Annotated in this window: 17 protein-coding genes; 4 read left to right on the forward strand and 13 right to left on the reverse strand. The window is 61.4% G+C overall.

All coding sequences use genetic code 11. The features are described from left to right. Positions 1 to 16: 16 nt before the first annotated feature. On the forward strand, positions 17 to 820 hold the full coding sequence (locus EFQ99_RS14345) for an exodeoxyribonuclease III (RefSeq protein WP_126921679.1): 804 nt from the start codon (positions 17 to 19) through the stop codon (positions 818 to 820). 6 nt (positions 821 to 826) lie between these two features. Here EFQ99_RS14345 and EFQ99_RS14350 read toward each other — a convergent pair whose 3' ends face one another. Both EFQ99_RS14350 and EFQ99_RS14355 read right to left on the reverse strand, forming a co-directional pair. Continuing rightward, positions 827 to 1,282, reverse strand: a complete 456-nt coding sequence (locus EFQ99_RS14350; protein WP_126921680.1) for a cyclic nucleotide-binding domain-containing protein — start codon at positions 1,280 to 1,282, stop codon at positions 827 to 829. 64 nt (positions 1,283 to 1,346) lie between these two features. Then, a complete protein-coding gene (locus EFQ99_RS14355; RefSeq protein ID WP_011653914.1) occupies positions 1,347 to 2,030 on the reverse strand; it encodes a response regulator transcription factor in 684 nt (227 codons plus the stop codon). A 166-nt stretch (positions 2,031 to 2,196) separates the two neighbouring features. Here EFQ99_RS14355 and EFQ99_RS14360 point away from each other — a divergent pair, with 166 nt between their 5' ends. Further along, a complete protein-coding gene (locus EFQ99_RS14360; RefSeq protein ID WP_126921681.1) occupies positions 2,197 to 2,715 on the forward strand; it encodes a L,D-transpeptidase family protein in 519 nt (172 codons plus the stop codon). A gap of 133 nt (positions 2,716 to 2,848) precedes the next feature. Continuing rightward, positions 2,849 to 3,679, forward strand: coding sequence for an aldo/keto reductase (locus EFQ99_RS14365; protein WP_126921682.1), 831 nt, complete (start codon positions 2,849 to 2,851; stop codon positions 3,677 to 3,679). Between the two features lie 83 nt (positions 3,680 to 3,762). On the opposite strand, the gene EFQ99_RS14370 is transcribed toward EFQ99_RS14365, so the two are convergent. The 11 genes from EFQ99_RS14370 to ffh all read right to left on the reverse strand — a co-directional run bounded on the left by EFQ99_RS14370 (position 3,763) and on the right by ffh (position 12,416). Further along, the gene (locus EFQ99_RS14370) at positions 3,763 to 4,110 is read right to left on the reverse strand and encodes a cell surface protein (protein WP_126921683.1); all 348 of its coding nucleotides are present in this window, start codon (positions 4,108 to 4,110) and stop codon (positions 3,763 to 3,765) included. A 356-nt stretch (positions 4,111 to 4,466) separates the two neighbouring features. Beyond that, positions 4,467 to 5,876 carry a 3-isopropylmalate dehydratase large subunit gene (gene leuC, locus EFQ99_RS14375; protein WP_126921684.1) on the reverse strand — a complete coding sequence of 470 codons (1,410 nt, stop codon included), beginning with the start codon at positions 5,874 to 5,876 and terminating at the stop codon, positions 4,467 to 4,469. A 74-nt stretch (positions 5,877 to 5,950) separates the two neighbouring features. Next, the gene (locus EFQ99_RS35035; protein ID WP_164736372.1) at positions 5,951 to 6,151 is read right to left on the reverse strand and encodes a hypothetical protein; all 201 of its coding nucleotides are present in this window, start codon (positions 6,149 to 6,151) and stop codon (positions 5,951 to 5,953) included. After that, on the reverse strand, positions 6,133 to 6,945 hold the full coding sequence (locus EFQ99_RS14385; protein WP_126921685.1) for an amino acid ABC transporter permease: 813 nt from the start codon (positions 6,943 to 6,945) through the stop codon (positions 6,133 to 6,135). Before EFQ99_RS14385 ends, EFQ99_RS35035 begins: the two co-directional genes overlap by 19 nt. A gap of 16 nt (positions 6,946 to 6,961) precedes the next feature. Continuing rightward, on the reverse strand, positions 6,962 to 7,759 hold the full coding sequence (locus EFQ99_RS14390) for a basic amino acid ABC transporter substrate-binding protein (RefSeq protein WP_126921686.1): 798 nt from the start codon (positions 7,757 to 7,759) through the stop codon (positions 6,962 to 6,964). A gap of 164 nt (positions 7,760 to 7,923) precedes the next feature. Then, positions 7,924 to 8,481, reverse strand: a complete 558-nt coding sequence (gene rplS / locus EFQ99_RS14395; RefSeq protein WP_126921687.1) for a 50S ribosomal protein L19 — start codon at positions 8,479 to 8,481, stop codon at positions 7,924 to 7,926. A 212-nt stretch (positions 8,482 to 8,693) separates the two neighbouring features. Beyond that, positions 8,694 to 9,395, reverse strand: a complete 702-nt coding sequence (gene trmD, locus EFQ99_RS14400) for a tRNA (guanosine(37)-N1)-methyltransferase TrmD (protein ID WP_126921688.1) — start codon at positions 9,393 to 9,395, stop codon at positions 8,694 to 8,696. A 4-nt stretch (positions 9,396 to 9,399) separates the two neighbouring features. After that, on the reverse strand, positions 9,400 to 9,969 hold the full coding sequence (gene rimM, locus EFQ99_RS14405; RefSeq protein WP_126921689.1) for a ribosome maturation factor RimM: 570 nt from the start codon (positions 9,967 to 9,969) through the stop codon (positions 9,400 to 9,402). Between the two features lie 115 nt (positions 9,970 to 10,084). Then, positions 10,085 to 10,456 carry a 30S ribosomal protein S16 gene (rpsP, locus tag EFQ99_RS14410; RefSeq protein ID WP_126921690.1) on the reverse strand — a complete coding sequence of 124 codons (372 nt, stop codon included), beginning with the start codon at positions 10,454 to 10,456 and terminating at the stop codon, positions 10,085 to 10,087. Between the two features lie 48 nt (positions 10,457 to 10,504). After that, positions 10,505 to 10,825, reverse strand: coding sequence for a chorismate mutase (locus EFQ99_RS14415; RefSeq protein ID WP_126921691.1), 321 nt, complete (start codon positions 10,823 to 10,825; stop codon positions 10,505 to 10,507). Between the two features lie 16 nt (positions 10,826 to 10,841). Further along, positions 10,842 to 12,416, reverse strand: coding sequence for a signal recognition particle protein (gene ffh, locus EFQ99_RS14420; RefSeq protein WP_126921692.1), 1,575 nt, complete (start codon positions 12,414 to 12,416; stop codon positions 10,842 to 10,844). A gap of 401 nt (positions 12,417 to 12,817) precedes the next feature. Here ffh and EFQ99_RS14430 point away from each other — a divergent pair, with 401 nt between their 5' ends. Continuing rightward, a complete protein-coding gene (locus tag EFQ99_RS14430; RefSeq protein WP_183608571.1) occupies positions 12,818 to 13,042 on the forward strand; it encodes a hypothetical protein in 225 nt (74 codons plus the stop codon). The last annotated feature ends 46 nt before the right edge of the window (positions 13,043 to 13,088 follow it).

Here is a 13,088-nt window from a genome sequence, read left to right on the forward strand (position 1 = left end):
TGAAAGGGCATGGGGAATGGGCTTTTCGATCACCACCTGGAATATCAACTCGGTGCGGCTGCGCATGCCGATCGTCGAGCAGCTCGTTCTCAAACACAGGCCCGATATTCTCTGCCTGCAGGAAACCAAGGTGCCGAACGAGCTATTTCCGGCAGCACCGCTCAGGGCCATGGGCTATGATCACATCATCATCCACGGCCAGAAGGGCTATCACGGCGTGGCGATCGCCTCGCGCATTCCGCTGACGGAGGATCATCGGCAGGATTATTGCGGCGTCGGCGATGCCCGCCACATATCGGCGATCTTCGAGCGCGGCAATCGCCGTGTCCGGCTGCACAATTTCTACGTCCCGGCGGGCGGCGACGAGCCGGATCGTACCATCAACCCGAAATTCGGCCACAAGCTCGACTTCATCGAGGAGATGAAGCACTTGAAAGCCAATGGCGAGGCCAACACCTCCGCCATCCTCGTCGGCGACCTGAACATCGCGCCGCTGGAGCACGACGTGTGGTCGCACAAGCAGCTTCTGAAGATCGTCAGCCACACGCCTGTCGAAACCGAAGGGCTGCTCGACGTGATGAAGCGCGGCGCCTGGCTCGATCTCATGCGCCAGCACGTGCCGGCCAGCGAGAAGCTTTACACCTGGTGGAGCTACCGCGCCAAAGACTGGGAGGCCGCCGATAAGGGCCGCCGTCTCGACCATATCTGGTCGTCTTCCGATCTCGGGCCGCATCTCAAGCGCATCGAAATCCTGAAGGAAGCGCGCGGCTGGGAGCGCCCCTCGGACCATGTGCCGGTGACGGCGCATTTTGATCTGTGACAGGGATCAGCTGAAGCGGTGGAACTGGCTTGCAGCCTTTGCCGCGAGTTCGGCGAGGTTGTCGCGGATGCGGTTTTCGATCAGCCGGGCCGCCTCCGGATATTCCTCGATCAGCCGATGGAAGAGGGCGCGGGTAATGCGGATGATGCTGGTATCCTCGCGTGCGATCGCGGTGAACTTACGCTCCACCAATGTGACCAGCGCAAGCTCGGAAATCAGCGTTCCCGGGCCGGCGACGGCCTCGGCCCTCTGAATGCCGTCGCTGTTCGTCGTCATGAGATCAAGGCTGCCGCTGATGACGACATAGGCACTTTCGGCCGGCGAGCCCTGGCGAAACAGCATCTGGCCGGCGGCAATCACGCGCCGGTCGGCGCCGAAGGCGATCAGCCGCAGCTGATCCTCGTTCATGTCCTTGAACAGAGGAAGCTGCGCGAGCAGGTGGATGTCGTCGGTCAGCGCCATGCGGGCTTTTCGCCTTGAAACAAAGAGATGGAGCATTTCCGTGATTCGGAGAAACGGAAATGCTCTAGGGTATGATCTTGTAGCCGCCGTTTTCCGTCACGAGGATTTCGGCATTGGAGGGGTCGCGCTCGATCTTCTGGCGCAGCCGGTAGACGTGGGTTTCCAGCGTATGGGTGGTCACGCCGGAGTTATAGCCCCAGACCTCTTCGAGAAGCACGTCGCGGGTGACGACCTTCTGTTCGGCGCGGTAGAGATAGCGGATGATCGCCGCTTCCTTTTCCGTCAGGCGGATCTTCTGGCCGTTGTCGGTGGTGAGCAGCTTCTGGCTCGGCTTGAAGAGATAGGGGCCGACGGTGAAGGTCGCGTCCTCGCTCTGCTCGTGCTGGCGCAACTGCACACGGATGCGCGCCAGCAGGACGGCGAAGCGGAAGGGTTTGGTGACATAGTCGTTGGCGCCGGCTTCGAGGCCGAGGATCGTGTCCGAATCGGTGTCGTGGCCGGTCAACATGATGATCGGCGCCTTGAAGCCGCCCTTGCGCAAGAGCTTCACCGCTTCGCGGCCGTCCATATCGGGCAGGCCGACATCCATGATCAGCAGGTCGATCGGCGTTGAGCGGGCGGTCGCCACGCCCTTGCCGGCGTTGGCTTCCTGCAGAACCGTGAATTCCTCATAAAGCGACAATTGCTCCGTCAGCGTCTGCCGAAGGTCATCGTCGTCATCCACCAGAAGAATGGTGCGTGCGGTCATGCCGTTGTGTCCTCAAGTTAGTCTTCTAGTCCTACGCCAAATTCCGTGTTTGGCAAGGATCGGCCGGCGGGGCTGTTGCCGGGCAGGTTTTCATATGATTTCAATCAAAGCTTCAAGCAATGCAAGACATGCGAGAAAAATGGAAAAAGCAAGGCGAGAGCCGGGGATGAGGCCGTCGACGGTCGTGGTGCGCCCCGCGCCGGGGAAGAGCCACGCGATCGTCCGGCTCGGCGGCATCACCGTGCCGGCCGCGATCGGCCGCTCCGGCCGCACCATACTGAAACGTGAAGGCGACGGCGCCACGCCGATCGCATCGATGAGGCTGATATCGGGCTTCCGCCGCGGCGAGCGGAACGGCCGGCTTGTCACGCCGCTTGCCCTTCGCCGCATTCGTCCTGACATGCTCTGGTGCGATCAGCCTGATAATGCCAGCTACAACCGTCTCGTCAGGGGGCCGTTTAACGCAAGCCATGAGGAGATGCGACGTAGCGACGGGCTCTACGATATCTGTCTGGTGATGGACTGGAACATTTCCTGCCGGGCGCGCCATCGCGGCTCGGCGATCTTCTTCCATCTCATCAGGCCGGGCTACGAGCCGACGGCCGGCTGCGTGGCGGTGAGCCTGCGCGACATGCGCCGTCTTCTGCCCCATCTTCGAAAGGGAACGATTGTCCGCGTGCTCTGATTGTTTTGTGGATGCGGCCGCCTATATCCTTCCGGTGACCGAACGCTCCGGCTGAAATGCGTTCCGGGACGCCCGCGGAATTGTGGGCGCAATCCATGCCTCGTCCAATTCTTCAAACTTCCGGAGATATATTGTGACCGCTCAACCCATCATCACTTTCCATGACGGACATTCCATTCCCCAGATCGGCCTCGGCGTCTGGCAGACGCCGCAGGAGATCGCCGCTCCGACGGTGCGGACCGCCATTGCCGCCGGCTATCGCCATATCGATACGGCTTCCGGTTACGACAATGAAGAGGGCGTCGGCGAAGGCATCCGCTCGTCCGGCCTCGACCGCAAGGACATCTTCGTCACCACCAAGCTGAGGAACACCGATCAGGGCTACGACAACGCGCTGCGCGCCTTCGACGGCAGCCTGAAGAAGCTCGGCTCGGAATATGTCGACCTTTATCTCATTCACTGGCCGTCGCCGCATCGCGGGCTTTATACCGAGACCTGGAAGGCTTTCGTGCGCATCCGGGAGGAGGGTCGCGCCCGTTCGATCGGCGTATCGAATTTCTACCCTGAACATCTGGAGCGCATCATCGGTGAAACGGGCGTCGTTCCCGTCATCAACCAGATCGAACTGCACCCCGATTTCCAGCAGAAGGCGGCGCAGGAGGTTCACAAGAAGCTTGGTATCGCCACCGAATCCTGGAGCCCGCTCGGCCAGGGCAAGTTCATCTCGAATCCCGTCATCGGCGAAATCGCCAGGAAGCATCAAAAGACGCCGGCCCAGGTCATCATTCGCTGGCATATCGACACCGGTCTCGTCGTCATCCCGAAGTCGGTTACGCCGTCGCGCATCGAGGAGAATTTCCAGGTGTTCGACTTCAAGCTCGATGCCGACGATATGGCGGCGATCGCGAAGCTCGACAGCGCCGGAGCCCGCATGGGACCGGATCCGATGACGGCATCTTTCTGACTGTTGCCGAATGCATCAGCGGCCGCCGCGGAGGAGAGACCAACCGTGGCGGCCACCGCTTGACGGAGGCATGCAGCCTTCCGTCAATAGTTGCAATTGGACGATCCGTTGGTCGGGGCGAAGCCGTAATTGCAGGTGTTGCTCAGGTTCTGCGGCCGTCCAATTGAGCCGGTATAATCATCGAAGGCGCGCGAGGGATACCAATAGCCGTTCGAGCTCCTGATATAGCCGGGCCTGCCACTGCTAGAGCCGCGATAGCCGTTGAGTAACGGTATCTTCTTCTGCACAATCTGCTGCAGTTGGTCGTGGGCAACAGTGATTGGCAGTATGTTCGGATGCATCTGCCCGGCGCTGACGGCGTCGATCGATGCCAGTGGTGCAAAGATGATCAGGCCGGCTTGCAGTAAACTCCATACTAATTTCTGCCTCATGGCGCTTCCCCGATAGCGCTGTGTTCGCCGAAGCCTGAACGGTATCTGTGCGTGTCGCGCCTGGCTATCGATGAGGCCACAGGAATTTATCGATGTCGATTGCCCGAAAGGATGAAATCGGGAGCGCCGGCCATGCACAAACGGGCTCGCCCGCCACGACATAATTAAATCGGAAGCGATTTAAGGAATTAGTGCAGCTCTCTCAAGGGCTTCAGAACCCTTTGCGCGTCGGAGAAGGCGCAGGGCGGGTCGCAGCAGCTGGGGCGTCGAAGCGACAGACACCATAAATGCGAAGCCGCCCGATGCGCTCGGGGCGCATCGGGCGGCTTTCATTCTCATCCGTCGGCCGGATCAGATCAGTTCCACTCGCGGATATCGACGAAGTGCCCGGCGATCGCCGCGGCTGCAGCCATGGCCGGGGAGACGAGGTGCGTGCGGCCCTTGAAACCCTGGCGGCCTTCGAAATTGCGGTTCGAGGTCGAGGCGCAGCGTTCGCCCGGCTTCAGGCGGTCGTCGTTCATGGCAAGGCACATGGAGCAGCCCGGCTCGCGCCAGTCGAAGCCTGCGGCCTTGAAGATCTTGTCGAGGCCCTCGGCTTCAGCCTGTTCCTTGACGAGGCCGGAGCCCGGAACAATCATGGCGTTGACGGTGGAGGCAACGGTCTTGCCCTCGACGACCTTGGCGACAGCGCGCAGGTCTTCGATGCGGCCGTTGGTGCAGGAACCAATGAAGACGCGGTCGACGCTGATGTCGGTCATCGGCGTACCCGGCTTCAGGCCCATATAATCAAGCGCACGCCACTTGGAGGCGCGCTTCGTTTCGTCCTTGATGTCATCCGGGTTCGGCACGATGCCCTGTACGGAGACGACGTCCTCAGGCGAAGAACCCCAGGAAACGATCGGCGGCAGCTCGGCGGCATTGAGCTTGACGATACGGTCGAAATGGGCGCCTTCGTCTGACTTCAGCGTCTTCCAGTAAGCGATCGCCTGTTCCAGCGCTTCGCCCTTCGGCGCGCGCGGCTTACCCTTGATATATTCGAAGGTGATTTCGTCAGGGGCGATCAGACCGGCACGGGCGCCGCCCTCGATCGACATGTTGCAGATCGTCATGCGGCCTTCCATCGACAGCGCGCGGATCGCTTCGCCGGCATATTCGATGACATAGCCGGTGCCGCCGGCCGTGCCGATCTCACCGATGATGGCAAGGACGATATCCTTGGCGGTGACGCCTGCCGGCAGCTGGCCGTCGACCTGCACCAGCATGTTCTTCGCCTTCTTCTGGATCAGCGTCTGGGTGGCGAGAACGTGCTCGACCTCCGACGTGCCGATACCATGGGCGAGCGAGCCGAAGGCGCCGTGCGTCGAGGTGTGGCTGTCGCCGCAGACGATCGTCATGCCCGGCAGGGTGAAGCCCTGTTCCGGCCCGATGATGTGGACGATGCCCTGACGTTTGTCGTTCTCGGAGTAATATTCGACGTTGAACTCGGCGGCATTCTTGGCGAGCTGCTCGACCTGGATGCGGCTTTCCTCGTTCTTGATGCCGAGGTGGCGGTCAGCGGAGGTCGGAACGTTGTGGTCGACGACCGCTAGCGTCTTTTCCGGCGCGCGAACCTTACGGCCCGTCATGCGCAGGCCTTCGAAGGCCTGCGGCGAGGTGACTTCGTGGACCAGGTGACGGTCGATGTAGAGAAGACAGGTGCCGTCTGCCTGTTCGTCGACCAGGTGGTCGTCCCAGATCTTGTCGTAGAGGGTACGCGGTGCGCTCATGGCGTTAAGTCCGTTTTTTGAAAGCTTTGGAAAATCGGAAAATGGCGGATCAGGCTCCGCCGGCCGTCATTCGATCAACGAAGTCGGCTGTTGAGCGCACCGGATACGCACGCAAAAAAACGCGCCGGCAGGCGATAGTGATCCTGCAGCACGAAAATATGCGCTCCGATGCATCTGAACTTGGATTCCATCGCCTGCATATAACGATTTTTCGCGGCGGCTTCAATTTGAATCATCAGAGGCGTTCGCGACGCATTCACCGCGACTTCATCCATTTCTCGGTTCGCCGCAGCGCCAGCGACAAACCGACCGTCAGGATCAGGTAGATATAGGTGACGATCGAATAGGTTTCGAAGAAGCGGAACGAGCCGGCGGCATAGACCTTTCCCATCTGGGTGATATCGGCGACGCCGAGCACGGAGACGAGCGAACTGTCCTTGACCATGGAGACGAAATCGTTGGAGAGCGGCGGGAAGATCACCCGGATCGCCTGCGGGAAGACGACGGAGCGGAAGCGCCGGTAGCGCGACAGGCCGAGCGCCTTGGCCGCCTCGATCTGGCCGAGATCGACCGATTGGAAGCCGGCGCGGAAGATTTCGGCGATGAAGGAGGAATAACCGATCGTCAGCGCGATGATCGCCCGCCACATCAGCGAGAGATCGCGCACCAGAATGGGTTCGGCCATGCCTGCCGTGACCAGCGGCGAAATCAGGAAATTATAGGCTGCGACCAGAGCTGGGGCGCCAACGAAGGCGACATAGAACAACAGCACGAGCATCGGGATGCCGCGGATCATCTCGATGTAGAAACGTGCGATCTGCCGCAGCACCTGGCTGTCGGCCATGCCGAGCAGGCAGATGCCGAGCCCCAGCACGGTCGCGAGCACGAAGGCGATCAGCGTGACGAAGACGGTGATGCCGACACCGTTGGCGACGGTGCGGAAGACCTGGGCATAGATATCGTTGGCGACGATGACCACGGCAAGGACGATGCCGATCGCGACGAGCGCGACCAGCCACCAGGGATAGTCATCCTTGACGTGTCTGTCGGGAGATGGTCGCAGCGCCATCAGCTACTTTTCGGCGTCATTCGCCCATCTTGTAGTCGAGGAACCACTTCTTGTTCAGCGCATCCATCGTGCCGTCGGCTTTAAGTGCAGCGATGGCGGCATTGACCGGGGCGACGAGATCGGCCCCCTTCGGGAAGATGAAGCCGAAATCCTCGGTGCCGAGCGGTTCGCCGATCAGCTTCAGCGCGCCGTTCGAAGCATCGACATAACCCTTGCCGGCGGTGCCGTCGGTCAGCACGACGTCGACGTCGCCGGCTTTGAGCGCCTGAACGGTGGCGCCGAAGGTTTCGAAGAGTTTGATGCGCGGGTTTTGCTCGTTGCCGTCGAGCACTTCATAGACGGCGGTATAGAAGGGCGTGGTGCCGGGCTGCGCGCCGACCAGGCCGTCCTTGAGTCCGGCAAGGGACTTGGCGTCGGTGAAGCGCTTCTCGTCGCCGCGCACCAGCATGAACTGCTGCGAGCGCATGTAGGGATCGGAGAAGTCCACCTTCTGCTTGCGGTCTTCCTTGATGGTGATGCCGGTCATGCCGATGTTGTACTGGCCGTCGGAAACCGCCTGGATCATCGCGTCCCAGCTGGTGTTCTGGTATTCGACCTTGAAGTTCAGCCGCTTGGCGATCTCGTTCATCGCATCATATTCCCAGCCGATCGGCTTGCCGGATTTCGGGTCGACGAACTGCAGCGGCGGGTAGGCGTTCTCGGTGACGACGACGACGCTCTTGCCGCCGAGATCCGGCAGTTCGGCAGCCGATGCGGCTAGGGGTGCGAGAGCAAGCGCGGCGAAGCTCGCAAGGACGGTACGACGGAACAACATTGAACGGCTCTCCGGGGTTGAACGGCGAAAATTGTCACGGAAGACGTGCCGAAGGCAAGGCCGCCGGCTGCGTGCCGAAGCAAAAAATAGAAAAGGCGACCCGAAGGCCGCCTTTCCAAGCGAAGAATTTTGCTTCAAGCGAAGAATTTTGCGTGGCGCAGATCTTATTCTGCTGCCGGTTCCGCTGCTGCTGCGGCTGCTGCTTCTGCGGCGGCCTTTTCAGCAGCTGCCTTGGCTTCCGCAGCTTCTGCTGCTGCCTTCTCGGCGGCGAGCGCCTGAGCGGCTGCTACCTTCTCGGCTTCAATGCGTGCCTTTTCCTCGGCAATGGCGGCGCGCTCGGCGTCGTTGAGCTTGCGGGCGCGGACGCCGGTGTCTTCAACGATACGAGCGGACTTGCCGCGACGATCACGGAGGTAATAGAGCTTGGCGCGACGGACCTTACCGCGGCGAACGACGTCGACGCTTTCGATCATCGGCGAGTAGACCGGGAATACGCGCTCGACGCCTTCGCCGTAGGAGATCTTGCGGACAGTGAAGTTTTCCTGCAGACCACCGCCGGAGCGGGCGATGCAGACGCCTTCATAGGCCTGAACGCGGGTACGGTTGCCTTCCGTGACCTTCACGTTGACGCGGACGGTATCGCCCGGGGAAAATTCGGGAAGCGTGCGCTTGGCTTCGATCTTGGCGGCCTGTTCGGCCTCAAGCTGCTGAATGATGTTCATCGTCTTAACCTTTGGTTCTTCTGAAACAGCCAGAGCGCTCGACACTGATCCTTTGGGGTTCGCCTCAGGATTTTGCCCTTGCGGGCGGGAGCGGGTTCGCCATTCTTTGTTTGCTGGCAGACGGGGCTAACCCCATTTCCGCGTGCGCCAATACACCAAAGGCTGCGGCTTGTCATCCCTCGCACGACATTTTTGTGAAAAGGCCGGCGGAATCAGCCGTTTTTCTCGTTTCTCGCCCTTTCGAGCAGATCCGGCCGGCGCTCCTCCGTCAGCCGCACCGCTTCCTGGCGTCGCCATTTCTCGATGGCGCCGTGGTTTCCCGAAGTGAGGACGGAAGGGATTTCACGGCCTTCCCACTCCTGCGGGCGGGTATAATGGGGATGCTCGAGCAGCCCGCCTTCGAAGCTTTCGTGCAGGCCGGAAAGATCATTGCCCATGACACCAGGCAGGATGCGGATGATCGCATCGAGCACGATCAATGCGGCCGGCTCGCCGCCCGACAGCACGTAGTCGCCGATTGACACCTCTTCCAGCGCACGCGCCTCGATCACTCGCTGGTCGACGCCCTCGAAACGGCCGCAGACAATGATGACGCCGTCACCTGCCGCAAGCGCGCGCACGCGCTCCTGCGTCAGCGGCCGGCCGCGCGGGCTCATCAACAGGCGTGGGCGGGTATCGTTGTCCGGGGTGCTGTCGATTGCGCGGGCGAGAACGTCAGCCTTCAGCACCATGCCGGCGCCGCCGCCTGCCGGGGTGTCGTCGACGGTGCGGTGCTTGTCCGTTGCGAAATCGCGGATCTGGACCGCATCCAGCGACCATTGCCCGCGCTCCATCGCCTTTCCGGCGAGCGAGAAGCCCAGATGTCCCGGAAACATCTCCGGATAGAGTGTCAGTACGCTCGCCCGGAAAGCCATGGCGTCACTTCTTCTTTTTCGGCGCATCCGGCGTGAATTTCGGCGCCTCTTCGGGATCGTCGACCAGTCCCGCCGCCAGCGGATCGATCAGCAGCGTGCCGGCTTCGAGGTCGATCTCCAGCACCGAGGCTTCCGAGAAGGGGATCAGCACCGGGCGCTTGCCCGGACCCTTGAGCTCCAGGAGATCACCGGCGCCAAAATCGAAGACGCCGGTGACCGTGCCGTAGCTGACGCCCTTGTCGTCGCGCGCTTCCAGCCCTTCGAGATCGGCATAGTAGAACTCGTCGTCCTCCAGCTCCTCGTCGGGCAGGTTGTCGCGCTCGATATAGAGTTCCAGCCCGTTCAGCGCTTCGGCGGCATTGCGGTCGTTGATGCCGCGGAAACGGACAACGACCATATTCTTCATCTCGCGGATTTCGAGAACTTCGAAGTTGCGTCCGTCCATGCTGTGCAGATGGCCGTAGTCGCCGAGCGCAGCCGGATCGGCCGTGTAGGCCTTGGCGCGGACTTCGCCGCGCAAGCCCTGCGCGCCGCCGATCGTCGCCATCAGAACGGGGTTTTCAAGCTTTGTCATGGGTTCCTTCATGTGAAGCCGGAAAGACAGGTTTCTCATAAACGAAGTGCGGACGATTGGAAACGAAAACGGGCGGCATGTCGCCATGCCGCCCGTTCGATAAGGGATGTCCCGATTATTCCGCGGCGTCTGCAGCAGCAGCGGCGGCGTCGGCGATCTTCTGAGCCTTTTCGGCGGCGCGCTCCTGGGCGCGCTTGCCCGGCTTTGCCTTGACCGGGTTGTTCTTGGCTTCGCGCTTGGCAACGCCGGCCTCATCGAGGAAGCGCAGAACGCGGTCGGTCGGCTGGGCGCCGTTTTCGATCCAGTGCTTGATGCGCTCGGCGTTCAGCTGAACGCGCTTCTCGTCGTCCTTGGCAAGCATCGGGTTCCAGGAACCGAGGTTTTCGAGGAAGCGGCCGTCACGCGGGCTGCGCGCATCGGCGAGAACGACGTGGTAGTACGGGCGCTTCTTGGAGCCACCGCGGGCGAGACGAATTTTCAGTGCCATGTTCTTTACTCCTTAGGCTTTTCTTGGCCGCCTGATCGGGCGGTAGGGTTATCGGGCTGCGGCGCTTTGTTCAGCGTGATCCGCAGCGATCTGCTCATGATGCCGGATGACTTCCTTGATGACGAAGTTCAGGAACTTCTCGGCGAAATCCGGGTCCAGATTGGCGGCTTTCGCCAGCTGGCGAAGGCGTTCGATCTGGTATTCCTCGCGCGCCGGGTCGGCCGGCGGCAGATTGTATTTGGCCTTCAGCACGCCGACCTCTTTGGTGCAGCGGAAGCGTTCGGCCAGCATGTGCACGAGAGCGGCATCGATATTGTCGATCGACTGACGATAGCTCCCGAGCTGGGCTTTGACGTTTGGATCAATCATGGGGCAAGCGATCCTTTCACTTCTTCTTCGGCAATCCGGGCAATCCCGGGAAACCACCGCCAAGGCCCGGCAGCTTCGCGCCGCCGAGACCCGGCAAACCACCCGGCAGACCGCCGAGACCGGGCATACCCCCACCCGGTTTTCCCAAACCCGCAGCCTCCGCCTGTTTCTGCAGGGCTTCGAGCTGCTTCGGGTCGATATTCGAGAGATCGGGCATGCCGCCCATGCCGCCGCCAAGCCCCATCTTGCTGGCAAGGCCGCCCATCATCTGCTTCATCATGCCGCCTTTGCCCTTGCCGCCCATCATCTTCATCATGTCCGCCATCTGGCGGTGCATCTTCAGAAGCTTGTTGATGGCGGCGGCATCGCTGCCGGAGCCGGCGGCGATGCGCTTCTTGCGTGAATGCTTGAGCAGGTCGGGATTGGCGCGCTCGGCCTTGGTCATCGACTGGATGATGGCAATCTGGCGGCCGAACAGCTTGTCGTCGAGGCCGGCAGCGGCCATCTTGTCCTTCATGCCAGCCATGCCGGGCATCATGCCCATGATGCCGCCCATGCCGCCCATCTTCTGCATTTGGCGCAGCTGGTCGGCAAGGTCGTTCAGGTCGAACTTGCCCTTGGCCATCTTGGCGGCCATGGCGGCCGCCTTCTCGGCGTCGATATTCTCCGCTGCGCGCTCGACGAGCGAGACGATGTCGCCCATGCCGAGGATGCGATCGGCGATGCGGCGGGGATGGAATTCCTCGAGCTCGCTCATTTTCTCGCCGACGCCGATCAGCTTGATCGGCTTGCCGGTGACGGCGCGCATCGAAAGGGCAGCACCGCCACGGCCGTCGCCGTCCATGCGGGTCAGCACCAAACCGGTAATGCCGACGCGTTCGTCGAAATTGCGGGCGAGATTGACGGCGTCCTGACCGGTCAGGCTATCGGCGACCAGCAGGATTTCATGCGGGTTCGAGCGCTTCTTGATGTCGGCCATCTCGACCATCAAGGGCTCGTCGATGTGGGTGCGGCCGGCGGTATCGAGAATGACGACGTCATGGCCGCCAAGTTTGGCCGCCTGCACGGCGCGGGCGGCGATATCGGTCGGCGACTGGCCTGCGATAACAGGCAGGGTGTCGATATTCGCCTGGGCGCCCAACTGGCGAAGCTGCTCCTGGGCTGCCGGACGGCGCGTGTCGAGCGACGCCATCAGCACCTTCTTCTTCTCGCGCGTCGACAGGCGATTGGCGATCTTGGCCGTCGTCGTCGTCTTGCCGGAGCCCTGCAGGCCGACCATCATGACGACGACGGGAGCCGCCGCATGCAGGTCGATGCCCACACCTTCGCCACCCAGCATCTCGATCAGTTCGTCATGGACGATCTTGACGACCATCTGGCCGGGCTTGATCGACTTCAGGATCTCGGCGCCGACGGCTTTTTCACGCACGCGGTCGGTGAAGGAGCGCACGACGTCGAGCGCGACGTCGGCTTCCAGCAACGCGCGGCGAACCTCGCGCAGCGCTGCGGAAACATCGGCTTCCGAAAGCGCGCCACGGCCTGTCAGTCCATTCAGAATGGATCCAAGACGGTCCTGGAGGTTTTCAAACATCGGCTCTTCCTTGATACGTTTCGGGCAGGTTCGATATGCCCGGAAACGTCGTGCTTTTCCTTGACGAAAACAAGACGCAAAGCCAAAAAGCACCCGAGGGCGCATCGCGCTGTCGGGTGTTGACCTCCGGGATCTCAAGGTCCCGGTCGGCGGCTCGGAGTCATGCGGCTCGTCGCGGATTAGGCGCGATAAACAGGAAAGTGGCGGGAAAGTCAAGGCGAATGCGCGGAATGGCCGCGTGGCAGGCTTTTCGGAGGCGCTGCGACCTGGCGCGAGCGATTAAAATTCCGGCCGACAGTCCAAATTCGCGATATAGGCCAGTTGCAAAATATTCCACTTATGATTCTATTTTCTACTTAAGTGCATCCTGTAAAATGATTCGTAAATATCCTTGATGCCGAATGATTCGGCGGAGATATCGAATGATAAATCCTGATATTGAGAGCTGGGCACTGGCACGGGCTCATCATATTGTCCTGAACGAAGGCCTGAACCTTGCCAAGGCGGCACAGGACCTGGACCGCAAACGGTCCCGCTCGCTGGTCTATGAGCTGAGAAAAGTCATCACCGCCGCTATCGTCGAAGCACATGCGGCGTCTTTCGATTCCGACGGTGCGCGACGCTAAAAGCCGAACTGCCTCGAAGGGAGCAGCCGGCGGCAAACCTGCCCGG

Origin of the sequence: Rhizobium vallis, assembly GCF_003985155.1 — a bacterium.
GTDB lineage: Bacteria > Pseudomonadota > Alphaproteobacteria > Rhizobiales > Rhizobiaceae > Rhizobium > Rhizobium vallis.

Coding starts and splice junctions, on each gene's coding strand:
- EFQ99_RS14355 (WP_011653914.1), bottom strand. CDS start 2,030: ATGACCGCACGCACCATTCTTCTGGTGGATGACGACGATGACCTTCGG.
- leuC (WP_126921684.1), bottom strand. CDS start 5,876: ATGAGCGCACCGCGTACCCTCTACGACAAGATCTGGGACGACCACCTG.
- rimM (WP_126921689.1), bottom strand. CDS start 9,969: ATGACAAAGCTTGAAAACCCCGTTCTGATGGCGACGATCGGCGGCGCG.
- EFQ99_RS14350 (WP_126921680.1), bottom strand. CDS start 1,282: ATGGCGCTGACCGACGACATCCACCTGCTCGCGCAGCTTCCTCTGTTC.
- EFQ99_RS14345 (WP_126921679.1), top strand. CDS start 17: ATGGGCTTTTCGATCACCACCTGGAATATCAACTCGGTGCGGCTGCGC.
- EFQ99_RS14390 (WP_126921686.1), bottom strand. CDS start 7,759: ATGTTGTTCCGTCGTACCGTCCTTGCGAGCTTCGCCGCGCTTGCTCTC.
- EFQ99_RS14370 (WP_126921683.1), bottom strand. CDS start 4,110: ATGAGGCAGAAATTAGTATGGAGTTTACTGCAAGCCGGCCTGATCATC.
- EFQ99_RS14415 (WP_126921691.1), bottom strand. CDS start 10,825: ATGATTGATCCAAACGTCAAAGCCCAGCTCGGGAGCTATCGTCAGTCG.
- EFQ99_RS14385 (WP_126921685.1), bottom strand. CDS start 6,945: ATGGCGCTGCGACCATCTCCCGACAGACACGTCAAGGATGACTATCCC.
- rpsP (WP_126921690.1), bottom strand. CDS start 10,456: ATGGCACTGAAAATTCGTCTCGCCCGCGGTGGCTCCAAGAAGCGCCCG.
- EFQ99_RS14430 (WP_183608571.1), top strand. CDS start 12,818: ATGATTCGGCGGAGATATCGAATGATAAATCCTGATATTGAGAGCTGG.
- EFQ99_RS14360 (WP_126921681.1), top strand. CDS start 2,197: ATGAGGCCGTCGACGGTCGTGGTGCGCCCCGCGCCGGGGAAGAGCCAC.
- ffh (WP_126921692.1), bottom strand. CDS start 12,416: ATGTTTGAAAACCTCCAGGACCGTCTTGGATCCATTCTGAATGGACTG.
- rplS (WP_126921687.1), bottom strand. CDS start 8,481: ATGAACATCATTCAGCAGCTTGAGGCCGAACAGGCCGCCAAGATCGAA.
- trmD (WP_126921688.1), bottom strand. CDS start 9,395: ATGGCTTTCCGGGCGAGCGTACTGACACTCTATCCGGAGATGTTTCCG.
- EFQ99_RS35035 (WP_164736372.1), bottom strand. CDS start 6,151: ATGGATGAAGTCGCGGTGAATGCGTCGCGAACGCCTCTGATGATTCAA.